The organism is Paenibacillus sp. NPDC058367, from assembly GCF_042723305.1.
Taxonomy (GTDB): Bacteria; Bacillota; Bacilli; order Paenibacillales; family Paenibacillaceae; genus Paenibacillus_AQ.
Genome location: NZ_JBHXIZ010000001.1, coordinates 876,035 through 898,532 on the forward strand (window position 1 = coordinate 876,035; position 22,498 = coordinate 898,532).

Annotated in this window: 22 protein-coding genes; 5 read left to right on the forward strand and 17 right to left on the reverse strand. The window is 42.6% G+C overall.

What is annotated here, in order from left to right:
- Positions 1–143 precede the first annotated feature (143 nt).
- Positions 144–542: a cytidine deaminase gene (locus ACFWMP_RS04015; RefSeq protein WP_339247028.1), complete on the forward strand. Its 399-nt coding sequence runs from the start codon at positions 144–146 to the stop codon at positions 540–542.
- A gap of 133 nt (positions 543–675) precedes the next feature.
- Here ACFWMP_RS04015 and ACFWMP_RS04020 read toward each other — a convergent pair whose 3' ends face one another.
- Both ACFWMP_RS04020 and ACFWMP_RS04025 read right to left on the reverse strand, forming a co-directional pair.
- On the reverse strand, positions 676–1,050 hold the full coding sequence (locus ACFWMP_RS04020; RefSeq protein ID WP_339802522.1) for a hypothetical protein: 375 nt from the start codon (positions 1,048–1,050) through the stop codon (positions 676–678).
- A 199-nt stretch (positions 1,051–1,249) separates the two neighbouring features.
- Complete coding sequence (locus ACFWMP_RS04025) at positions 1,250–3,877, reverse strand: adenosylcobalamin-dependent ribonucleoside-diphosphate reductase (protein ID WP_379422092.1); 2,628 nt, start codon at positions 3,875–3,877, stop codon at positions 1,250–1,252.
- A gap of 415 nt (positions 3,878–4,292) precedes the next feature.
- On the opposite strand from ACFWMP_RS04025, the gene ACFWMP_RS04030 reads away from it, so the two are divergent.
- From ACFWMP_RS04030 to ACFWMP_RS04040, 3 genes are all read left to right on the forward strand, one after another.
- Positions 4,293–6,038, forward strand: coding sequence for a DEAD/DEAH box helicase (locus ACFWMP_RS04030; protein ID WP_076298508.1), 1,746 nt, complete (start codon positions 4,293–4,295; stop codon positions 6,036–6,038).
- Positions 6,035–7,099: a YqhG family protein gene (locus ACFWMP_RS04035; protein WP_339270329.1), complete on the forward strand. Its 1,065-nt coding sequence runs from the start codon at positions 6,035–6,037 to the stop codon at positions 7,097–7,099. Before ACFWMP_RS04030 ends, ACFWMP_RS04035 begins: the two co-directional genes overlap by 4 nt.
- A 155-nt stretch (positions 7,100–7,254) precedes the next feature.
- Entirely contained in the window at positions 7,255–8,286 is a 1,032-nt protein-coding gene (locus tag ACFWMP_RS04040; RefSeq protein ID WP_379422095.1) for a hypothetical protein, read from the forward strand.
- A 171-nt stretch (positions 8,287–8,457) separates the two neighbouring features.
- On the opposite strand, the gene ACFWMP_RS04045 is transcribed toward ACFWMP_RS04040, so the two are convergent.
- Positions 8,458–8,646: a YqzE family protein gene (locus ACFWMP_RS04045; protein ID WP_042186941.1), complete on the reverse strand. Its 189-nt coding sequence runs from the start codon at positions 8,644–8,646 to the stop codon at positions 8,458–8,460.
- Positions 8,647–8,828: 182 nt separating this feature from the next.
- Between ACFWMP_RS04045 and ACFWMP_RS04050 the strand changes: the two genes are divergently transcribed.
- Positions 8,829–9,581 carry an N-acetylmuramoyl-L-alanine amidase gene (locus tag ACFWMP_RS04050; RefSeq protein ID WP_231573420.1) on the forward strand — a complete coding sequence of 251 codons (753 nt, stop codon included), beginning with the start codon at positions 8,829–8,831 and terminating at the stop codon, positions 9,579–9,581.
- Here the strand turns inward: ACFWMP_RS04050 and ACFWMP_RS04055 are convergent.
- From ACFWMP_RS04055 to ACFWMP_RS04120, 14 genes are all read right to left on the reverse strand, one after another.
- Entirely contained in the window at positions 9,568–10,428 is an 861-nt protein-coding gene (locus tag ACFWMP_RS04055) for a divergent polysaccharide deacetylase family protein (protein WP_042186939.1), read from the reverse strand. The genes ACFWMP_RS04050 and ACFWMP_RS04055 overlap by 14 nt on opposite strands.
- A 105-nt stretch (positions 10,429–10,533) precedes the next feature.
- Positions 10,534–11,619 carry a glycerol dehydrogenase gene (locus ACFWMP_RS04060; RefSeq protein ID WP_379422098.1) on the reverse strand — a complete coding sequence of 362 codons (1,086 nt, stop codon included), beginning with the start codon at positions 11,617–11,619 and terminating at the stop codon, positions 10,534–10,536.
- 87 nt (positions 11,620–11,706) lie between these two features.
- The gene (locus ACFWMP_RS04065) at positions 11,707–12,450 is read right to left on the reverse strand and encodes an SDR family oxidoreductase (protein ID WP_379422100.1); all 744 of its coding nucleotides are present in this window, start codon (positions 12,448–12,450) and stop codon (positions 11,707–11,709) included.
- Positions 12,451–12,638: 188 nt separating this feature from the next.
- The gene (locus tag ACFWMP_RS04070; RefSeq protein ID WP_379422102.1) at positions 12,639–13,229 is read right to left on the reverse strand and encodes a TetR/AcrR family transcriptional regulator; all 591 of its coding nucleotides are present in this window, start codon (positions 13,227–13,229) and stop codon (positions 12,639–12,641) included.
- Positions 13,230–13,473: 244 nt separating this feature from the next.
- Positions 13,474–14,385, reverse strand: a complete 912-nt coding sequence (locus ACFWMP_RS04075; RefSeq protein WP_379422104.1) for an alpha/beta hydrolase — start codon at positions 14,383–14,385, stop codon at positions 13,474–13,476.
- Positions 14,386–14,453: 68 nt separating this feature from the next.
- A complete protein-coding gene (locus ACFWMP_RS04080) occupies positions 14,454–14,861 on the reverse strand; it encodes a MerR family transcriptional regulator (protein ID WP_341125609.1) in 408 nt (135 codons plus the stop codon).
- Positions 14,862–15,019: 158 nt separating this feature from the next.
- Positions 15,020–15,448, reverse strand: a complete 429-nt coding sequence (locus ACFWMP_RS04085; RefSeq protein WP_042186929.1) for a DinB family protein — start codon at positions 15,446–15,448, stop codon at positions 15,020–15,022.
- Positions 15,449–15,451: 3 nt separating this feature from the next.
- Entirely contained in the window at positions 15,452–15,979 is a 528-nt protein-coding gene (locus ACFWMP_RS04090) for a HugZ family pyridoxamine 5'-phosphate oxidase (RefSeq protein ID WP_149643990.1), read from the reverse strand.
- 40 nt (positions 15,980–16,019) lie between these two features.
- Positions 16,020–16,799 (reverse strand): ABC transporter ATP-binding protein, encoded by a 780-nt coding sequence (locus ACFWMP_RS04095; protein WP_379422107.1) that lies wholly within the window; start codon positions 16,797–16,799, stop codon positions 16,020–16,022.
- A 1-nt stretch (position 16,800) separates the two neighbouring features.
- Positions 16,801–17,790 (reverse strand): FecCD family ABC transporter permease, encoded by a 990-nt coding sequence (locus ACFWMP_RS04100; RefSeq protein ID WP_052404239.1) that lies wholly within the window; start codon positions 17,788–17,790, stop codon positions 16,801–16,803.
- Between the two features lie 16 nt (positions 17,791–17,806).
- Positions 17,807–18,844: an ABC transporter substrate-binding protein gene (locus tag ACFWMP_RS04105; RefSeq protein ID WP_379422109.1), complete on the reverse strand. Its 1,038-nt coding sequence runs from the start codon at positions 18,842–18,844 to the stop codon at positions 17,807–17,809.
- A gap of 312 nt (positions 18,845–19,156) precedes the next feature.
- A complete protein-coding gene (locus ACFWMP_RS04110; protein ID WP_076298519.1) occupies positions 19,157–19,831 on the reverse strand; it encodes a DUF6320 domain-containing protein in 675 nt (224 codons plus the stop codon).
- Complete coding sequence (locus ACFWMP_RS04115; protein WP_379422111.1) at positions 19,828–21,099, reverse strand: alcohol acetyltransferase; 1,272 nt, start codon at positions 21,097–21,099, stop codon at positions 19,828–19,830. Before ACFWMP_RS04115 ends, ACFWMP_RS04110 begins: the two co-directional genes overlap by 4 nt.
- 26 nt (positions 21,100–21,125) lie before the next feature.
- Positions 21,126–22,463 (reverse strand): MATE family efflux transporter, encoded by a 1,338-nt coding sequence (locus ACFWMP_RS04120; RefSeq protein WP_379422113.1) that lies wholly within the window; start codon positions 22,461–22,463, stop codon positions 21,126–21,128.
- Positions 22,464–22,498: the final 35 nt, after the last annotated feature.

Below are 22,498 nucleotides of genomic sequence, written 5' to 3' on the forward strand. Positions count from 1 at the left end.
AGTAGTACATCATGGAGGCGGAACTTCTAGATTTTAATGTTGACAACCATTTGGTCTGACTATAATATTAGAAGTCCTGCCAACCTTAAAGTTGGCGATAAGGGGACCGAAAGGTTCATTCTTATTTAAAAAGGGTGAGTATTATGAATAAAGAAGAATTAATGGAAAGCGCACGTAACACAAAGAAAGCTGCTTATGCCCCTTATTCTAAATTTCCAGTTGGAGCAGCCTTATTACTTAAAGATGGAAATGTTATTAATGGAGTAAATGTAGAAAATGTATCTTTTGGTGCTACTAACTGTGCAGAGAGAACAGCAATCTTCACAGCTATTACAAAGGGCTATACTAAAGGTGATTTTCAGGCTATAGCTGTAGCAGGTGACACAATGGATTTTCTGCCGCCATGCAGTATCTGCAGACAAGTATTATCGGAATTCTGTTTGCCCGACATGCCTGTCTATTTAACCAATGAGAAAAAAGAAATCTTAGAGCTGTGTTTAAGGGATTTATTGCCTTACGCATTCAAAAATTTAGATATGTAAAAATAATACCTACCATAGTGGAATATCAAAAACACGCGTACCTGTGTAGACAAGTACACGTGTTTTTATGTTTAAAAGCTTAGTCAGAACACAGAGTTCACAGACCAAACACACCGCGTAAATACGTTGTGACTTACCAAATCGCAATTCCGACCTTATCTTTTTCTTTAAGTACTACCTTTATCATTTCCAAAGCATTTCTTACACTAAATTCAATAAATTCTTTATCATAGTCTGTATGTAGTTCTATAGTATCTAAATTATCAAGCAAAATAAGGAATTCACTTTCCAGTTTTTCTATTCCTTCATCAAATGCAAAAATATTCGTATTCTTTAAAGAATATATTAACTCACATCCGAGTTCACTAATTAAATCATTTCCCCAGAGAGTTTTTCTGCATGATTCGAAACCAAACAAATTATTATGTGGCGCGGGTACCTGCTCCTCCAAAAAATTAGTATCTACAATTATACTTCCCTTTTGAATTACACTAATTATCAAACTCATATAGTTAAAACCTCTCAATGATTATCTATAATTTTTGATTCTTGTTTCTTTTGTTTCTTATAACTTCATCAATAATAAAAAAAACAAGCGATCCATTGAGATAAAAGGTTAACACTTCCTCTCGATGATCGCTTGCTTTTAGTAGCTATGCATAGTCACATTTCTAGTTTTCCCATAAAACATTTATTGGCTCTACCGTTTACCCGCAGCGACTATACCCGCAATTGCCGCAAGTCTTACAACCCTCAATATTAATCAGCGAAGCGCCGCCGCAGGAGGGGCAAAGGTCACGGGAAGCCGTAGCGTGGTTATGCGCACCATGACTATCATCGGTAGACGTTGCCGCAGCAACACTCGCTTTCAACTCCGCATTTAAAGCTTCATTGAAATCTTCTAGCTCCAAAGTTGCTGCAATTGGTGCAGGCAAATGATCATCATGAGCGTTATTCAGTACATGAGTCTCCAATGCCTTAGCTACAGCATCTGCAATGGATTCTACTCGATTCGCACCGAAGCCGATTGCACCTGATCCGCCGATACCTTTCAGATGTTTGATCAATAATTCTACCTTCTCACCATGATCTCCATAACGGAGGAACAAGGAGCAGACACGACCGAGTGCTTCTGCCATCGCAAAGACATCAGAACCTGCTTTACCTACATTCAGGAAGATTTCTGCCGGTGTGCCATCAAGATCATTGATCGTAATATATGCCATGCCAAAAGGTGTGTTGATTTTATAGGTTGCGCCGCGCAGAACCTGCGGACGTTTTTTGTATTGTTTATCCAGCTCTTTAGTAGGAGCTTGAGGTGCTGGGCTTGCCGTTACAACATTTTCTTCAGGAGTCGTTGCAACTTCAACTGCTGGAGCTACCTCTTCTGCTGCATCTTCCTTCTTCGAGGTTTGCAGAACTTGTACATCACGGCTACCATCACGGTAGATCGTAACGCCTTTACAGCCCAAATCGAAAGCCATTTCATATAGCTCAGCCGTCTCTTCTACTGTGAAGTCAGACGGGCAGTTGGCTGTCTTGGAAATCGAGCTATCTACCCAGCGTTGAATCGCTGCTTGCGCACGAATATGATCCTTAGCTGATAAATCCATCGAAGTCACGAAATAATCTGGCAGCTCTTCACCTGGATGAGCTTCAAGCCATTCTTGGGCGATTGGAACGAACTGCTCATCGTAGCCAAGGCGACTTTGACGGAAATATTTAAAGGCGAAATAAGGCTCAATACCTGTCGAGGTACCTACCATTGTACCTGTGCTACCTGTAGGTGCTTGTGTTATCACTGTAACGTTACGCATGCCATGTTTACGAATCGCTTCACCAACCTCTGGATACGTTTCGAGCATATTTTTCATAAAACCGCTCATTAAATATTTCTCTGTGTCAAAAGCTAGGAAAGATCCCTTCTCCCCAGCAATCTCTGCAGAAGCAAGGTATGCTTCACGAGCCATAAAGCCGTAAAGCTTGTCCAGAAACGCCAAAGATTCCGGGCTACCGTAACGGATGTTCAATTTGATCATCAGCTCAGCAAGACCCATCGTTCCAAGACCCACACGGCGTTCGTTTTTCTGATTCGCTTCATTTTCCGGGAAATGATAAGGCGTCTTATCAATGACATTGTCCAAGAAACGTACGGAATAACGCGTCGTAGTCGCGAGATCTTCCCAGTCTACATCATGATTCTTCTCATCGTAGAATTTGGACAGGTTCACAGCAGACAAATTGCAGACTCCCCAGCCTGGCAGTCCTTGCTCCCCACATGGGTTCGTACAAATGATCGGATTAAAATACCAGCTGTTGGACATCTGATTGTAGTATTCCATGAACACAACGCCTGGCTCAGCGGATTTCCAAGCGGATTCAATAATGGTGCGCCACACATCACGCGCTTTAACGGTGCGATAATAAATAACGTTTTTGCCTGCAGCCTTCCACTTGTCTAGATCGCCATCCCACACATCGTTGTACTCTGGATCTGTAGTATCCGGAAATACGAGATCCCAATCCAGATTTTCTTTTACAGCCTTCATAAAGCTATTGCTCACACATACCGAAAGGTTCGCATTCGTAACTTGACCCATCGTTTGCTTTACGGTAATGAAGTCCTCCACATCTGGATGCCAGTCATTAATCATGAGCATAAGTGCACCACGTCGGCTACCGCCTTGTTCAATTAATCCAGTGGTATAGCTAAACAGACCGCCCCAAGATACAGAACCACTAGAAGAACCATTAACACCTCTCACAATTGCCCGGCGTGGACGTAGAGAGGATAGGTTAATCCCTACACCGCCACCACGAGCCATAATTTCTGTCATTTCAGCCAACGTCTGCATAATGCCGCCACGGCTATCTTTTGGAGAAGGAATTACATAACAGTTGAACAGGGTTAGTTCTTCACTAGCGCCTGCACCAGCAGCAATTCGACCACCCGGTACGAGCTTCCAATCATCCAGAATCGAACGGAATTTACCCGCCCATTCTTCTTGAAGCTCAGGCGTCTTCTCCACAGAAGCCATAGCTGTAGACAGACGATCCCACATTTCCTCTGGTGTTTTTTCTATATTAAGCGTCAGCTTTTCAACATCTGATTTCACAAGTTCGCCGCTGCGCGTCTTCACGGTTACGATTCTGCCGTTACGTTCTACGATCTCTCCGACTTCCTTCGTGGGAAACTTCGGATCATCTTTTGTTAGAACGAGTACAACATCGCCCACTTTAGCATTATTGCTGTCGGCATCCTTCCAAGCATAACGATCCAAAAATATTTTTTCACTTAGCCCTTCAAGGCGTTGCTTACGTTCCACTTTACCCAATAGAAAAACCTCCCGCAATGTAGTAAATATTAGTTCCAGTTCAGGTGTGGGCGTACATTTTGTGACCCACAACAAAAACTTCCTTACACTTATCTTCCGTCTTACGGGTGTATGTAGGAAGTTCATCTTGTCAATAACAAATAGCAGCTACGCACTTTAAAAAAATCACATTTTCATGCTTTTGTCACAATATATTGTGTGCGTTAGCTTTTAAACTATACCACATATTGTATCGAAGGTCTTTTTCGAAAATAGAGTCAAGCAGCCGAAATATCGCAAACCTTGCCGCGTTTTCTCGCTTTTACTCTCTTTTTTAAAGGCTATCAAGAAAAATAGAAGGTTATGAATTCTCTTGTTTAAGAGCATACTACTCCTACGAATGATGATATAAATTAGCACCTGAGGAGGCTGTACCATGACGCAATTATTCCGTAATTCTCTACCTCACAAAGGTGGAAAGTCAGCGCCTATACTGCCTGTTCCTCTTTCTTTTGACCGGAATTGGCTGCAGGATCTAGAACTCAAACTAGATAAAGGTGGTCCATGGGGAGACTACCGTCTGTCCAAGCTTGCTGTGCAAGGTGAACAAACGGGTCTAGTAACCAGCTTCGATGAGCTGCAATGCATGAAACATTTATCCGGATTATCCCCGCTTCCTCATCAGCTCGATACCGCGCATAAGGTTTTGTTTGAGATGTCGGGCCGCGCGATTCTTGCAGATGAGGTTGGACTAGGAAAGACGATTGAAGCAGGACTTGTACTCAAGGAATATCTTGTCCGCGGTCTAGTCTCTAAAGTGCTTATTCTGGTACCCGCTTCCCTCGTATTGCAGTGGGTCCGCGAGCTGAATGCCAAGTTTGGCATCTCTGCTGTTGCACAGAAAAAAGCATATTCCTGGGGGAATGCGATTGTCGTCGCATCTATGGATACCGCGAAGCGCGATCCTCATAAAGAGATGCTGCTGGAAAATGAATATGACATGTTGATTATTGATGAAGCGCATAAGCTGAAGAACAAGAAATCGACCAATTATCTATTTGTACAGCAATTACGCAAAAAATATTGCCTGCTCCTAACCGCTACTCCCGTTCAGAATGATCTGGGCGAGCTATTTAATTTGATCACTTTACTGAAACCGGGGCAACTAGGAAATCAGGGTGATTTTGCTTCGAATTTCGTCGTTGATAAACGCCAACCTAAGAATGAAGGTCAGCTAAGGGACGAGCTATCGAAGGTGATGATCCGCAATCGGCGTGGCGAAGGTCCAGTTAATTTTACGAAACGAAAAGTCCGTAATATTCCGCTAGTTCTTTCACAGGAAGAGAGAGTATTATATGACGCTGTCACTTCTTTTGTTAAAGATCAGTATCAGGAATCAGGCGGCAATCTTAGCAGCATGCTTTCCTTGGTAACGCTTCAGCGTGAGGTGTGCAGCAGTAGGGATGCTGTCTTCATCACTTTAGTTAATCTGATCAAGAAGCTGCCTGCTGATTCGCCGAAACGCGATCGAATGATGGAGCTATTGCAGACACTTCGTACGGTTAAGACCAATACCAAAGCCGAAACAACACTATCTCTCATTCAAGAAATGAATGAAAAGGTCATCGTTTTTACGGAGTATCGCGCGACTCAAGAATATTTGCTTCAGTATTTCCGCGAACATGGGCTAATGTGTGTTTCTTATTCCGGCGGGATGAATCGTGGTAAAAAGGACTGGATGATGGACCTCTTCCGCGGTCGTGCTCAAGTCATGATCGCTACTGAAGCGGGTGGTGAGGGCATAAACCTGCAGTTCTGTCACCATATGATCAACTTCGATCTGCCGTGGAATCCCATGAGAGTAGAACAACGGATTGGGCGGGTGCACCGGTTAGGTCAGGAAAATGACGTGGTTATCTATAATTTGTCCACACAGGGCACGATTGAAGAACATATTCTGCATCTGCTACACGAGAAGATCAATATGTTCGAAATGGTCATTGGCGGGCTGGATGTGATTCTGGAGCGCTTTGAGAAGAAAGAATCACTGGAGAAAAGTTTATACAAAATCATGCTCGAATCCCGCTCCGACGAAGAGTTGCGAAATGAGCTTGATCATATCGGTGAATCCCTAAGTGAGTTGACTCAGGGTATTAAAAAGGAAAGTGAGACTGCGACATGACCCTCAACTCACAGGAAGTACGTAAACATGTAATGGATTATCTGGAGGCGACAGAATGCTCCATTATTGAAGTATCGCCCATTCACGTAACTGTAAAGCTATCGCCAAGAGCTGACAGAATGCTAACAGATCGACCTTATTATTGGGGATTCGTGGAGCGTACTGGTGTTGATCCGGAGACACTCTCTTTCACTTTTGTATTTGATCCGGAAAAATACGATAGCCAGGCAGCTATAGAAGTTCCGCCAACGGTAAATCACAGCATCGGAGCATTGAATCCGCCAATTACCGGAAACCCAGCGATGGGCGCCACAACAGATGCTGAGGCTAGCGCAGATCTATTGAATCCAACATCACCTGAATCTAATGTGGTTCATGTCCCCTCCTCAAATCCAGAAGATAGCATCCTAGCCCGCTACTTCGGTATTGTACCTGCATTGCCCCGAATTGGGCCCGGTATGATAAGACGTGAAGATATCATCTATGGTAGCAAGCGCCTGCAGCAAATTTGGAGTGCGGCGCAAGATGAAGGGAAATGCCTTTACTTATTTGAAGATCCCGGTAGCAGGCAGCGGAATACACTCTTCTCTGCAGCTTATGAACCGTGGCTCGGCGTCTGCTATAAAGTGGAGATGAGCTGCGATTTGAAACGGGAAGAACTGCATTATCTTGGAATATCGCTGACAAAAGGGACCATCATTGATGACTTTAACACTAAGATAGCCTCGCGGGAGATGATCCCCCGTTTACCAGAAAACGTCCATATTCAGCCTTATGAATTAACAGTGACAGCCGCTACAGATTTATTAGAGGCTCATCTTACCTCTCATCTTGCCGAACTCGATTACACTTGGGCAGAACAGGCACGTGAGCGTCTTAGAATCGAGCTGGCTATCATTGATATTTATTACGGAGAGCTGCTGAAAGAGCCTGATGAAGAAAAACGTTTAGGCACTCAAGAGCAGTATAACCGTCGTCGACAGGAGACCATTTGGCAATATGAGCCGCAAATTGCAGTTTCTGCGATAACCTACGGACTGTTTCATCTGCGAAGCCTATAGAATGCGACCCTACTCGCTAAAAGCAGGCAAAAAAACAAGAGAACTTCCGCCTTCAAGCGCGACAGCAAGCAACAGCCTTTTTATAGCCTGTCCACTACAATAGAGTAAAGCTTAACTTTCCTGACATTTCTTAACAAAGAAAGGTGATCGACGCCATGAAAATAAGTTTGCGGCGGAGGCTGAAACTTGCGGGTCAAGGATGCCTCCTCCTGCTTCTAAGCTTTGGACTGTTTGTATCCAGTTCTGGTTCTCCTTCAGCGCTGGCGCTGGCCAGAGTAAGTGTGATCCAGTCAGTCACGCAGGATGCAATTCCTGTATTGAAGATGAGTACCTTACCTTCACCCAGTACGGTCCAAGAATTCGCTAAGGCTACACTGAACAAGCTCGCTGCAGAAGCTCCATTTACAGCCTGGAAGGATGCAAGGATAGAATATTATCCCCTTGGTCCAGGTACACATGGCTGGCTTGTAAATGTAATGAAAGGCGAAGAGCGGATCGGATACATGATCATTTCCGCCACCGATACAGGCGGATATATGCTAAGTGAATATGGAGCCGGCACTTACGGACTCCCATACAGTTTAAATGATCTGCGCCAGTTTTTGGTGCAGAAAGGTCTCATTACATCATCTTTTTCAGGAACAATAAACCTTACTGCTTTATATGCACCACTTCTACCGGTCTGGAAAATAACCATTGACGAAAAGACGGTTTACATCAATGCTTCCGTACCGCAAATTTTACCTTGGACACTGAGCAAGGCGGAAGAAGTCCTTAAAGAGCAGCCTCCAGCAACAGATGTAATTACTAATCTTAATCCTGACGTATCACCGTTATCGGCCTTCAATAGTGGAGGGTCAGATGATCCTTACGAAGATATCCTATGGCTGACTGCTCCTAAACTAACTACAGTGAGCGGCGACAATATCGCACTTCTGATCAGACCTAAGGAAAGCATCGCTTATCAAGCTGCTGGGCGAAACGACCTTGTCGGGGCACCATTTATGATTACAGGCTATCAGAGCTGGCAGTCTTCTCAAGGTCAAGTTGAGAACAATAAAACTACCGTATACGCGGCCTCAGGCCCTGAAGGAAAACGATACTTACCACTCACTGCACTACAAAATAATGGAACACTGCATAAGCTGCCAGACAAAACGACCAAAGCACTCGGATATAATCGTTAACACAAGCATAAACGCCTTCGGTGTCCTTATGAGGACGGTAAGTGTTTATGCGAGAAATAGAAGGATAATTTATAACGTAAGCATATAAATTCTTATATTTAAACAAATGCAAATAACCTTCCACTGCCACCCATGAATAATGGCACTGGAAGGTTATTTGCTATTTAACCTTTAGTCTTTTTTATCATGACTCCACTTGCTTCGCCAGATAGACCACCCAAGCGGGAGCATGCCAAACCATTTCTGTGACCACGGCTGCTTCGTAGCCGCTCTACGAGCATGAATGGCACGCGGATCCTCGATATATACGACTACCTTCTCCGTTATATACTTTACAAGCTCATCGCCACCGGAAGCCATTTTAACACCTCCTAAAATGTAAGTGAATTCAGACTATCAGCATCCGTTCCATGGTCTTAGTGTGCACCACTCCACTTGGATCTAAACTACAGACTTCTGATTTGTCGAATAGGTTTACCTATTAAAGCACAATCTAACAAAGAATCCAGAAGACGTTATTCACTTGCAAGGAGGCGTTTCACTTGAACAACTGGAGAAAACAATCCTTTTCCAGAACAGCAGCTGCTCTATGTGGCTTTCGAATCACTCTAACTACCCTAGGACTACTAATGTTGTTTATGGGCAGCTCCTTAGCCTCTGCGACACCAGAGAAACCTGTGATGAAGGATGACCGTCAGCATTTATTAGGTCACGGACATCGTATGATCCTAATTGATGCGGGACACGGAGGCATCGACGGTGGAACTTCCTACGGTAATATTCTTGAAAAAGATATCACCTTAGATATCTCACGTCGATTATTTCTACTTCTGGGTAGCGATGGCTTTGACGTTGCTTTAAATCGCAATGGAGATTATGCCCCAAGTGATGAGAACCGCTGGTTGCGTAGTAAATCTCGACATCTGCGGGATCTTGCACAGCGTAAAGAGCTCGCTGAGACATTACCTGCTACTGTAGTGGTAAGCATCCATATTAACTGGGCGCCTTCCCCTTCAAAACATGGTCCACTTGTATTGTACCGTCAAGAGGGCCGTAGCTTCATGCTTGCTAAGTCCATTCAGCATCAGCTAAACAATCTTTACGATGTCGAGGCTCATCCAAGACCAGGCAAGCCCTTTTATTTACTCAACAAAATAACCGCCACAACTGTTATCGTTGAGGCGGGTTTTGTAAGCAGTCCGACTGACCGCGCAAAGTTATGCACCCCTAAAGGGCAGCAACAAATCGCTGAAGCCATCGCTGATGGTATTGTAGCTTATCTTATGGAAGTTTAAGTTGGGAGCTCCATTTCATCTCGTTTTTAACCAGATCAGAAATCCCTATAAACTCAACATTGTCTTTCATCTGTTCAATACCGCTGCGGATTCCTGCGGCGGTCTCTTTCCCAAATACACCAACATGACCAATCGTTACACAAAATCGTTGATCCTTCGCCATGTCTTTGACGAGACCCATTTGTTTCAGAACATGACTTGCTGTATGTGTGTCATCTAAAAAGATATGGTTCTCTACGCGTGGCAACCCCATACGATAAGCCATATTGCCAGCAACGGAACGGTAGTTGGTCTTGCTGTCTACAAAAAATAATCCTCTTTCTTTGCATACAGATAAGATTACTGCCATAATCCGCTCATCTCCGGTAATTTTCGAACCCATATGGTTATTTATCCCGATCGCATAAGGAACATTATCGAGTGCTGCCTCAACCTTTTGTCGTACTTCCTCATCGGACATTTTAGCCAATATGGCTCCTGGTCCAAGCCATTTAGGATTACCTTGGCGCGGCTCCATCGGCAAATGAACCAGAACATCATCTCCGCGTTCATGGGCGCGGGTGGCATCCTTTACGGATGTAGGTAAAAAAGGCATGACGGCTACAGTAAGCTTTATCGGTAACGAGAACATTTCGTCTGTCCCCTTCATGCCATTGCCGAAATCGTCAATAATGATAGCGACCTTATCACGTTTGGGTGCACTCTCTTCAAGCTGCGTATTTGTAGCATTGTCTTTAGACGTGGCAGCAGAGACAGCCGGCGTAGCCGGAACAATTGTGGTAATCAATACTGCAGCAACAGCAAACCAATTCAGTAAGTAACGTTTAACCTTTCGACTGTCCTTCATCAAGAGGAACGCCTCCTTCGTCTTAAACAATTGTTCTCATTGTTTGGTTCAAGAAGGTTAAATATGTACGGGGAGGGTTCGCAATAATTTACAATCGAGCTGTTGCTAATGCCCGCGCTTGTCTGTGGCAAGGATTGCTTCCAGCACATCCACAGATTGAACTTCAAATGGCATATTCTTCATTGGGCTATCCTGGGAGCAGCTAGCTTCTGCAACCACCATTAATTTATCCATATCGCTACTGGTGATCCCAAGCTCCTTAAGTGTAACGGGAAGGCTGACTTTTTTGCAGAAAGCAATGACCTGAGCGATCTCATCTTCTGAAGCCTTCTCCAAGACCAACTGCACGATCGTAGCAAAGGCAACCTTCTCACCATGTAACATATTCCTGCATTCCTCATGCAGGGTCAGTCCGTTATGAATAGCATGGGCTGCAGCAAGCCCACCGCTCTCAAACCCAACGCCGCTCAAGTAAATATTAGCTTCAACAATATGTTCCACTGCAGAAGAGGTGCTCCCCTGTTTAACATCCAGGAGTGCGGATTCACCTTCAGCAAGAAGTGTGTCCAGACAAGCACGTGCTAAAGAGAATGCTGCGATTGTGCTAGTCCCGCCTGCATGAGTAACCGCTCCAGATTCACGGCAAGCTCTTGCTTCGTAATAGGTGGACAAAGCATCACCCATTCCAGCCGCCAGCAATCTTGCAGGGGCTTTAGCGATGATATCTATATCTGCGATCACCATATCAGGATTTCTTTTTAATGGAAGGTAATAGTCGAAGTCACCTTCGTCCGTATACAACACTGATAAAGCGCTGCAAGGTGCATCCGTCGAGGCCACTGTGGGTACAATAACTACCGGGAGACCCGCCATGTGGCTTACTGCTTTTGCCGTATCTAAGGTCTTGCCGCCACCGATTCCTAAGATAACCTCAGCGTCCTTCAGGCCAAGTTCTAGCACTATCTCATCCACCTGAATACGGCTGCACTCACCCTTGAATTCGCGCATCATAAGGGGAATATCGTTCACTTCAAAGCTGTGTAAGATATCCTCCTTGTACATGGAAAAAATATAAGGATCTACAATCGCAAAAGCTCTGTTCGATCCTAGCTGCAAACAATAATCTCCCAGCTTACGAATCTCGCCATACCCCTGAATATATTTAGTCGGTGAACATATGATCTGCGTCATGGTTTCACTCCTCTTTTTGTATATTCTTTTATTCTAAGGAGTGTTGCTTCAGACTGGCTATAAAAAAAGATGCTATAGACTTTTGTCTTAAATAAATCCCCCATTCACACGAATCGTCTGGCCCGTAACCCACTGTGATTCCTTACTAGCTAGAAACAGAACTACACTCGAGATGTCCTCAGGCTCACCTAAGCGTCCAAAAGAATTCATACTCCCAACATTCGCAATCTCTTCAGCTGACTTCCCAACTGTGAAAAGTTCCGTATTAACAGGACCTGGCGAAACCGCATTAATGGTGATTCCCTTTCGTCCAAATTCTTTAGCTAACTGACGAGTGAATTGTTCCACTGCTCCCTTTGTTCCCGCATAAACGCTGTAGGTTGGGAACATCTGGCCTGTAACTGATGTCGAGAAATTAATGATCCGTCCGCTCTCACTCATATGTTTAGCCGCTTGCTGGCAAGCAAAAAAAGTACCCTTCACATTGATAGCGAACTGTTTGTCGAAGTCTTCTTCCGTCATACTCGCAATCGGCTTTGTGATCATAATGCCTGCGTTGTTAACGAGAATATCGATTTGTCCATAAGCTTCCAATGTGGCTTGGAATAATTGTTCTAGCTCTGCCACTTGGCTGATATCCGCTCGGATAGCGATAGCTTCTCCACCCTTTTGCTTAATTTCGTTCACAACTTCCTCTGCCTTGCTTGAACTGCTTGCATAATTAACAACAACCTTCGCACCATGTAACGCCAAGTTCTCCGCAATTTCCCGTCCTATACCTCTTGAAGCTCCAGTCACTAATGCAACTTTTCCAACCAAATTCTGATCCATCTTTTATTCCTCCTATTCGTTTACCTTTCTTGTTGGTCTGATTATAAATCGAACACTCACAAATAACAAGTGACAATTATTATTTTTTGTCATTCAATATAATTGTTCTCCAGACGCAAAAAAACCTTCCGATCTTCATCAAAAGGTTTAGTCCATCATTTTTATATTATGAAATATGCTATAACAATTTATGACGAAATTCCGGAAAGCATCAAATCCCAAACAGAGGCAAACTCCTGATCAATCGAACCCGACTGCCACTCTTTCGCGTGAGCAGGATGATGAAATCGTGATGTTGCATTAAAAATAGCTCTTGCCGTAACCTCTGATTCCAACGCTTTAAACTCCCCGGTTTGTATACCTTTTTCAAGAATGCGTGCGAGTTGCCCAATTAATTGATCTACGTGTTGGGTAATCATATCTACGGCTTCTAAAGTTACAGAGGCGTACATAGCAAACATTTCGGAATCATCTACAGCATAGCTCCGTTTACTGCGAATTAGAGTATCTAACCACAGACGTAGCTGCTCTTTGGCATTCCCATCAAATTGCTCAGTAACGTCCTTCAATGGGGCTAAAATATTTTGATGCAACCATCTTTCGGTTACCGATTCGCGCAAAGCTGCTTTACTGGAAAAATGTCTATATAGCGTACCATGACTAACCTTCAGTACCCTCGCTACATCAACAACTGAAGTCTTATCCGGGCCAAAACGCCGGAGTACTTGTTCAGCCGCATCCAAAATGTTTTCTTTAGATAATGGAAGATCATTCGGCATCGGTATTTCCCCTCACTCTATTTCTGATGGTACTTATCATAGCATATAATATTCAAAAACGAACTGACAATAATATTACTTTGTCATTTGTAAAATCATTATCAGTATATACGTGCACAAACTTATCAAACTAAGATCCACATTTTAGTATCCAATTCTCATCAGCCGCTGAGTACTTACCATACCCCAACAACAAAAAACCTCCTTGATTTCTCAAGAAGGTTCATTTCTTTCATCTACTTACTCACTCGTCCAGCTTCGCCCTAACAAACTTACCAATCTTCGTAATCGCCTGCTCTGCTTCTGGGAGCATGTACGCTAAGAAATGAAAAACACTCCACATATTATCCCATATTTCCAGTTCCACATGAACACCCGCTCCTCTCGCCCGTTCAGCCAACCTCGTTGAATCGCTTAATAGCACCTCATGGTCGCCTACTTGAACAAGTAAATCAGGCAATCCCTGCAAACTCATTCTTAACGGCGATAATATTGAAGCCCACTCGGTTCGAGTACCTACATATGTTTCAAGTATCCGTTTATTCCCTTCCAAGCTACCTGTCGGATCAAGCTCCGCACGACTATGATACGATTCACCATCCAAATGAACAAGATCTGTATGCGGCGAGATTAAATAAGCACCTGCTGGTAACTCGCTCCCCTCATCTCTCAAACTAATCAGTGTCATCAGCGCAAGGCTGGCTCCAACAGAGTCTCCTCCAAACACGATATCACTGGCAGAATATCCGTTCGCAAGCAACCACCGGTAAGCCCCTATACAATCTTCATTAGCGGCGGGATAGATATACTCGGGTGCAAGGCGATACTCAATAATTAGTACTTTCATGCCACTCGCCTTTGCAATTCGTGCTGCTAGATCCCGATAAAACTCACAGGTTCCTGAAACAAAACCACCACCATGAAAATAAAGAATCACTTTATCATCAGGTGGAGCTGCTTCCACAGGAATGATCCACTCTCCGCTTAATGGCCCAACCCTGACCCGCTCGACTGTAACATCCGTATGACTGGGCATATTCGCAGCCGCCTCAACCATTTCTTGCCGGATATGCTCTACAGACTTACTTTCAAACCGATTGTTTTGTTTCAGGTAATCTTTGATCGCTGCAAGCTGTTCTATACTCGTCTTTTCCATATCGATAATCCCTCCTACAGGTCTTTTCAACTCAAAGTGTAAAGCCTGTAGGTGACTACAAGGTCAAGCTAAGATTCCATTTTCAGGATTTCTAGCGTTGACTGTACTCCAGGATGTTTATCCTTGGCTAATAAATTTTTTCTCAGGTCTGCGAGAGAAGCAAGCTTTATCTCCTGCTTTGCAATTTCATTGCGGACTCGATCCATTTTTTTATCTACAACTTTCACAAAATCATCTATGCTAATGCCACTGCTTTCCGATTTTAACAATGCCTTTTTAATTTCCTTTAGGGTGAATCCACATTGCTTAGCATTATGTATAAACGTAAGTCGACTTAGCGCTTCTTCAGAATAAAGACGGTAGCCGGCTTCCGATCGTATAGGTGTACTAATTAGACCCATTTCCTCATAATACCTCAGTGTTTCCATATTCACATTTGCCATCTTGGCCATTTGGCCTCGCAAGTATTCCGTCATGATATACGCCCCCTTGGAATTCCCTATATTATACCAAAATCCAGATAATACAGAGGGTATCAAAATAGAGCCAATAATTAATCGGGATCAATTTAAAACTCCTTATTTACACACAAAAAAACGGCATTTCTGCCGTTTTCCCATGTCTACTCTTCTACCTACAACACTTCACTTCGAATCGCATTTTTCTGTATTAGAGAAATCTGTCCGGCATGAATACCTGTGTGATACATAAGTCTTCCTACCGCTTCAAGCGGAGTAGATGTGCCAAAAGACGACTCTACGCTTACATGCCAAGCATCTTCCGGAAGCTCCCGCATCGCTGCAATCAGATTCTCGTTGGAAGCAGACAGCAGATCCACCAGTTCACTTAGTGTAGTATATGCTGCGTCATCGGCTTGAGGTTTAGGTCTACCAAAGAACCACTCTGCAAACATAAATTCTACCTCGGCATTATGAGAAATCAATCCTCCGATGGATGAATTCCCTAATTTAAGATTTAAATCTTCTTCCGGCAATGCCTTCACCATTTTATGAAATCGCTCTTGAACCGCTTGCCAGATGGGCAGTACTGAAGTAATAGTCATCGGCTATTTGCTCCCCTGTACAGCTGCTTCTTCGTCTTTCTTCTTATCAATAACAACGTGATTAAATACATTTGCATCTACATCAATATCGAACGCCAACCCAAAACCTACAACATAACGCCCCTTCAGCGGAGTTAGTTCGAACAGTGAAAAATCCAGTCCGCGCAGCAATTTCAGCATGGCCTCACCATGGTCAGCATTGAACAATTCAAAAATATCCTCATATCCATCATTGCCGATATTGCTTGAGGTACAACTCCAGCGCACACGCTCAGTTGCAAATTTATTGTTTGTTTCAGACTCATCCGCAATTAGAAAGGCGTCCACAAAATCATTATTTTCCATATAGCCATAGTGCTCTGCGATCTTACTAATATAGATATACAGCTTGCCGTCTTTCTTTACGAAAGGCGCATAACTAATAAAGGGCTTACCTTCATCATCGATCAAACTCAAAATCAGGTTCTTACGTTTATTAATAAATTGCAAGTAGTTTTCTTTATTTTTCTCCACATCTACAGGCTTCTTCATTTAAAATCCCTCCATGAATAGGTTGTGTCACACTATGAATCTATCGAACAGTACTCAACAAATGAATACGAGGTTTCTTCTCTGTGGGCACATACTGGACTTCCGCGTCCATCCGGTATATATCCCTTATCATATCGGTTGTCATGACTTCATTCGGTGTGCCATACATCGCCTTCTCACCTGCCTGCACTACAACGATACTATCGCTATAAGTAGAAGCTTGATTGAGATCATGCAGCACCATTACTACGGTCATGCCCATGTCTTGATTTAACTCGCGAACAAGCTCAAGCACTTCATGCTGATGCGAAATATCCAAGTACGTGGTTGGTTCGTCAAGCAACATGATAAGTGGACGCTGCGCTAAAGCCATTGCAATCCAGGCACGCTGTGATTCACCACCTGACAATGAAGCTACGGCTCGGTCCTTATACTCCATCAAATGTGTCTTTTCAAGGGCCCAATGAACAATGTCCATATCCTCTTGGTTCAATCTTTCAAACCACTTTTTGTGTGGATATCTGCCATACGAGACCAGATCGATCACAGTCATATCACTCGGTGCTTGATTCTTCTGGCTCAGCATGCACATTTTTCGTGCGACTTGTTTGGCGCTCATGGTCTTCAGATCCGTACCATCGAGTATGACCGTACCCGTATGATAAGGAATTAGCCGTGATACCGCTTTGAGCAAAGTGGATTTGCCGGAGCCGTTCGGTCCTATGATGGAGACGATCTCACCCTTTTTTACGGAAAAAGAGAAGTTGTTAATCACGCTTTTCTGCTCATACCGAATCGAAATGGAATCGACAGTAAACATGTTAGAACGCCTTCTTTCTCATCAGGTATAGAAAATATGGTCCGCCAATCACAGCCATTAGGATACCCGCAGGGATATCTAGGGGTGCAAACAGGGTACGTCCACCTGTATCCGCAATTAACAGAACCAATGCACCAAGAGCCATACTCATCGGCAAAAGATATTTGTAATCTGAACCCACGAGCAATCTCGCCATATGAGGTACAACTAGACCGACAAATCCGATCATTCCAATGGCTGCTACAGAAATAGCCGCTAGAAATACTGCCAGCAAGGAGAGCAGGATACGAATTCGGTTCACATTTTCACCCAGATTAGAAGCCACCTGATCACCCAGACGAATGATATTTGCCTTACGAATGGCAAAGAACGATAGGATCCAACCTGCAATCGCATATGGGAAGACCATCATCAACGCATTATTCCCTTTTGCCGCAAGACTGCCGTTAAGCCATTGAACCGCTGCAGGGAGTCTATCGCTGTACATGATTGTTAATAGTCCAATGAGTCCTCCGCAAAGCGCATTCACAGCAACACCAGATAAAATAATAGTAATCGGTGAAATACCGGTTCGTCTCCAAGCTAATGCATATACAATACCAGCAGCAATTAGCCCTCCAACAAAAGCGGCAATCGGAATGAACTCAGTATACTGTGGTGCAGCAAGCATTATAACAAGAACACATGCAGCCGCGCCGCTAGTTACACCCGTCAATCCAGGATCAGCAAGTGGGTTACCCATCACAGCTTGCAGCAGTGCGCCCGAGATCGCTATATTCGCTCCGATGATCATCGCCAGTAACACACGTGGCAATCGAATATCCCATATGATGGTGGCATTCACCGCCTTAGACGATGAACCAAAGATCGTGCTTAGTATGTCTGATACCGGAATGAAAACAGAGCCTAATCCGATGGCAATAATCGCGGCTACGAGCGCTAATAGAACCGTTACAATAACAACTATTCTGCTACGAGATGTATTTATCACTTGCTGTCTCCTTTAATTATTCATAGAAGTATTTTGCGATTTCAGTTAGAGCTGTCTCTGCGTTAATGATCGAGGTTACGCCGAACACACTGTAATCTAAAATCTGGATTTTGTCGTTTTTATAAGCGGAGAGCTTCGTCCAAGTTTCATTTTTCTCTATTTCTTTTTTAAATTTGTCCTTTGTCGCTCCGTGGTCACCTGAAGCCAATACGAGAATGACGTCAGGATCAGCGGCTACGACGTTCTCCATATTAATAGGTGAGTAAGTATCTGTAACTTTAAGTACAGAAGTAGCAATATTATCAGCACCAAGCTTTTTCACCAAACTACCTAGATAAGATTTCTCACTCATAACCATGAAGGAATCAGAGGTTCCAATAACGAGCATCACGCTCGGCAGTTCTTTTCCTTCGGCTAATTTACTTAGCTCATTTTCTTTATCCAATATCTTACTCAAAGCCGCATTCATCTCATCTTTTTTATTAAAATAAGTACCTAATACTTTAAGGCTAAGCTTTAAATCCTCGAAGGATTCTGTGCGTAGATATGCTTTTTGCAAATCCATGCCTTCCAGTGTCTTATCCAGCGTGCTTCGAAGCGATTCTGCTCCCAGCAGCAAGTCTGGCTCAAGCTTTGTTACTACTTCAAGATCCGGTGCCATTGGCGAACCAATTTTTTCTATCGATTCAAAATCAGCAGGGATTGGATTGGTGGAGGTTGGCACCCCAACTGGTGTGATTCCAAGCAAATAGAGCATTTCTGTTAATGGTACAGATGTAGTTACAATTCGCTGTGGAACTGTGGCTGGAAACTGGCTTAATGCTTCATTGAACAATGCTTCATCTACACCATCATTCTCCAGACTGTATTCCTTTCCAGCATCCGCTGTTTTCGCTGCTTCTGTTGTATTCGCTGCATTTGCTTCTTTCGTTTCATTAGCAGCTGTATTCGTTACGGCTTCATTCTTGGTTTGATTGTCCGCTGTATTGGTGGACGAACATGCAGTCATTGCAGTAAGCGCTGCAACAACCAGAAGTACTAATAATTTCTTCAAAATCTATCCCTCCGAGTATGTATAATTATACGTTCCAAGTAGTGATAATGATTTTCATTTTCATCTACCACTCCTATGATAATGGTTATCATTAGGAAGTGTCAAGAATTTTATTTTAATTTTAAACTAGCAAAAATACCTTAAACATCCCATTAAAAAGGACAACCTTTCTTGTAGAAAAATAGGAATTCGGTGTCGTATGAACCCTTCACTTTCTTAAATCCACAAAAAAACCACATCCAAAGGACGTGGTTAATATGCATAATAAACCTAAATATTTAATTATAGACTGGAATAAATCTATCTCGATTATTAATAATGGAATCTTCTTCTGATTTCGCTTATAAATTTCCGGTCAGAAAAAATTATCATCCCAATAATGGTTAGGAGTGAGTATACGATAGAGAAAACACTGGTCCAAATGACATGAGACAAATTAAATACAAACAGAAGCATAGGACATAAATTAATAAAGAACATCGCTAAAATATAGCCTATATCATGACGCCATAATGATTTTTGAACAATTGCGAGCACAGTCATAATAAACGTAGCTGCCACTCCAAACAGTGGGATTGCATAGTTGGTAGACCATCCCCTAAAACCAACGAATATATCGATCACCAAAAGGAAAATGGACAACATGACATAGTGATATAAAATTTTCCTGCCAATATGTTTATTAGATAAAATGGTGTCTTTAACAACGATCCACGCATAGATAAGACCTGTACTTACGATAATTGACCATATTCTCGGATTGATATGATAGGTCAACGCATTAATTGTAATCGAAAGCACGATCGCAGATATAGTCAAAAAGAGGAACAATTTAGCTACCGTAAATGGTTTGGTTTCCTGATAGATCTCTTTATAGGACGGGTATTCTGTCGTGCTCTCTCCCCTGATCTTAATTGGCTTGGAGCATAGTGGACAACGATAATGTTGATTATCAACCGTCACGTTGCAACGAATACATTTGGTCATTCGCTAATCCCCCAATCGTTTGAGTAGATTTTAACTTCAAGTCCAGCCTCACCCGCTAAGGTCGAAAAGAAATATTGCAATATATCGGATTCCACTATATTTCTGGTAAACGTGATCACCAGCTTATCATTGACTGAGCTGATCCCACAGTTCATAGGGCTTTTATTGGATGGATAGACTAATGCCTCAATTAGCTCTACGTGCTTGTACATTTGCTGTGGCAACATAATATTGCCGATATTGGACAAGGTCAGTGTTCTTTTACTTTCCCCAAGCATATGAAACCCTAAATTCACGAACCAGTTCTTCAAAAATAACGGGACAAACAACGTAGCTTTGTTCCGTTCAAGCGCCACATTATTGTAAATGATATTTTGCAAATTTTCTTTCCCCGTTTTATACTTCAGCATCTCATTCATTCTAAAAATTAATTCATCCAGTGTGGTATCTTCCGTAATTCGCGCGCCAAGATTAACTACGCCAAAGAAGTTACGAAGAGTACGTGAAGGGAATGCTTTGCGCAAATTGACAGGCACTGCGATAACCACGGGAGCATTACTTTTGCTATATTTAATTCTTGTTTGATAAATAGAATAACTCAGTAATGCGGATAAATAAGCAGTGATCGTACTTCCTTTTTGCTTAGCGAGGGCATTTAATTGGGAGGCACTTACGACCCCGTGTACCACGTTATTTCCGAACTGTTCGAAAGCTGTACCTTTAATGTGGTACGCTCGGCTGTTTCTAACCGATTCAACATAACAATCCTTGTAGTATCTGCGAAAAGCATCCTCCATATCATGGATATCCACTCCTGAATCAGCGAGTAAAATCCGCTCCTCAGTGTCAATTTCATGTCCCATATACATTAGATAATAGTACAGCAGTGATTTTAAAAACTCGACAGCCCCATTACCATCCGTAAGCGCATGGAACACTTCAACAGAGACTCTATTTTTGTAGTATAAAACCTTAAATAAATATCCATTGTTTGTAGTTGGATCAATGTTGCGACAAGGATACTGCTGATCCTCAGCGATCACAATTTTATCCGTGCTAGACTCTAAATAATTCCAAAACACACCCCTGCGAAGCTTCACAGTGAACATCGGAAATCTGTCGAATACCGTATCGGCGGCTTGCTGTAACGCATCCACATCTACAGGATTTGTCAGAACAGCTGAGATCCGATAAACGGAAGTGTTTTTTGTGTTTGTAACGGATGGAAATAGTTTTGCTGCGTTATCAAGTTTGTACCACTTTTTCACTTCAAAACTCCTCTTTTATTCTGCTGTTACTGGTTGATACTCCACTTTTGCATTGTCTTCCTCAAACAAACATAGCTTACCACGACACAGATTATCTCTGCCACTACAAAGGAAAGCCATAAGCCGATGTTACCAAGCATTAAAGGAAGGATAAAGAAATTCCCCATCAACAAGACATACCGTAAAATCGCCAAAATCGCGGATGTTCTTGGATTGTTAATGGCTGTGTACAAAGCGTTAATTATAATATTGGCCCCTACAAAGATAAAATTAAAGCTATAAAATGTGATGATTTCACTTGATGTAGTCATGACCTGAAGATTGTCTTTTACAAAAAGAGAAATTAAGGGAGATTTAAAAATAATCAATATCGCTGTACAAACCACACCAACTAATGTCACTATTTTAATCGCCATGGTAATCAATTCCGTTATACGGCTATATTCCTTCGCTCCGTAATTCACGCTGCTAATGGCTCCTAACCCTCTCGACATGCCCATGATAACTGCATTAACTACAAGTGAGATATACTGAACTACCGCAAATGAAGATACCCCTATTTCACCAAATTTAGAGATCAAAATCCAGTTGAAGATCATAGAAGAAAAACCCGCACTGAATTGCGTAATCGCTTCCGAGGAACCGTTATAGATCATCCTTCCGATTGCTTTAAAATCCATTTTCCATCTACCCACTCTTAAAATGCTATCCTTTGAGATAAAATTCGAGAAAAATAATATAAAAACAATCGTTGCACTGATCCCAGATGCCAAAGCAGCACCGGTAATCCCCATATCGAAAACGCAGATAAAAATTAAATCCAAGATGATATTCAAAACTACACTCAGTAAATTACCAACCATATAAAGCTGAGGTTTCCCCATAGATTGCAATGAAATACCAAGTAAAATATTAAAAATTACAGGCACGACAAATACACCAAAAGTCTGTATGTAATCAACAACCATAGGAAAAAGCACTGAATTTGCTCCAACTATTCTAGCCAGTACATGAGGAAAAAAAACTACCATTATGAAAATAACTATGGCTATCATGAGCAGTGTGTAAAAAGCATTATTGAAGTAGTGGTTGGCTTTCCCCTTGTTCTGCTCTCCCAGACTAATAGCGGTTAATGTATTTCCCCCAATGGCAATTAAGATCCCTATACACGAAATAATATTAAAAATCGGTGAAGCCATATTCACTGCAGCTAGCGCATTAGGTCCTACAAAACGTCCCAAAATGATTCCGTTAATAATTCCGTACAGACACATAGAAAGTGAAGCTACGATCCCGGGGATTGCATAACCGCGAAATAGTTTGGAAATTGGATCTTTTAATACATTGAGTTCTGTTGTCTTCATCTTGTCATTCTCCATTCACTGTTTTGAAATTTTAG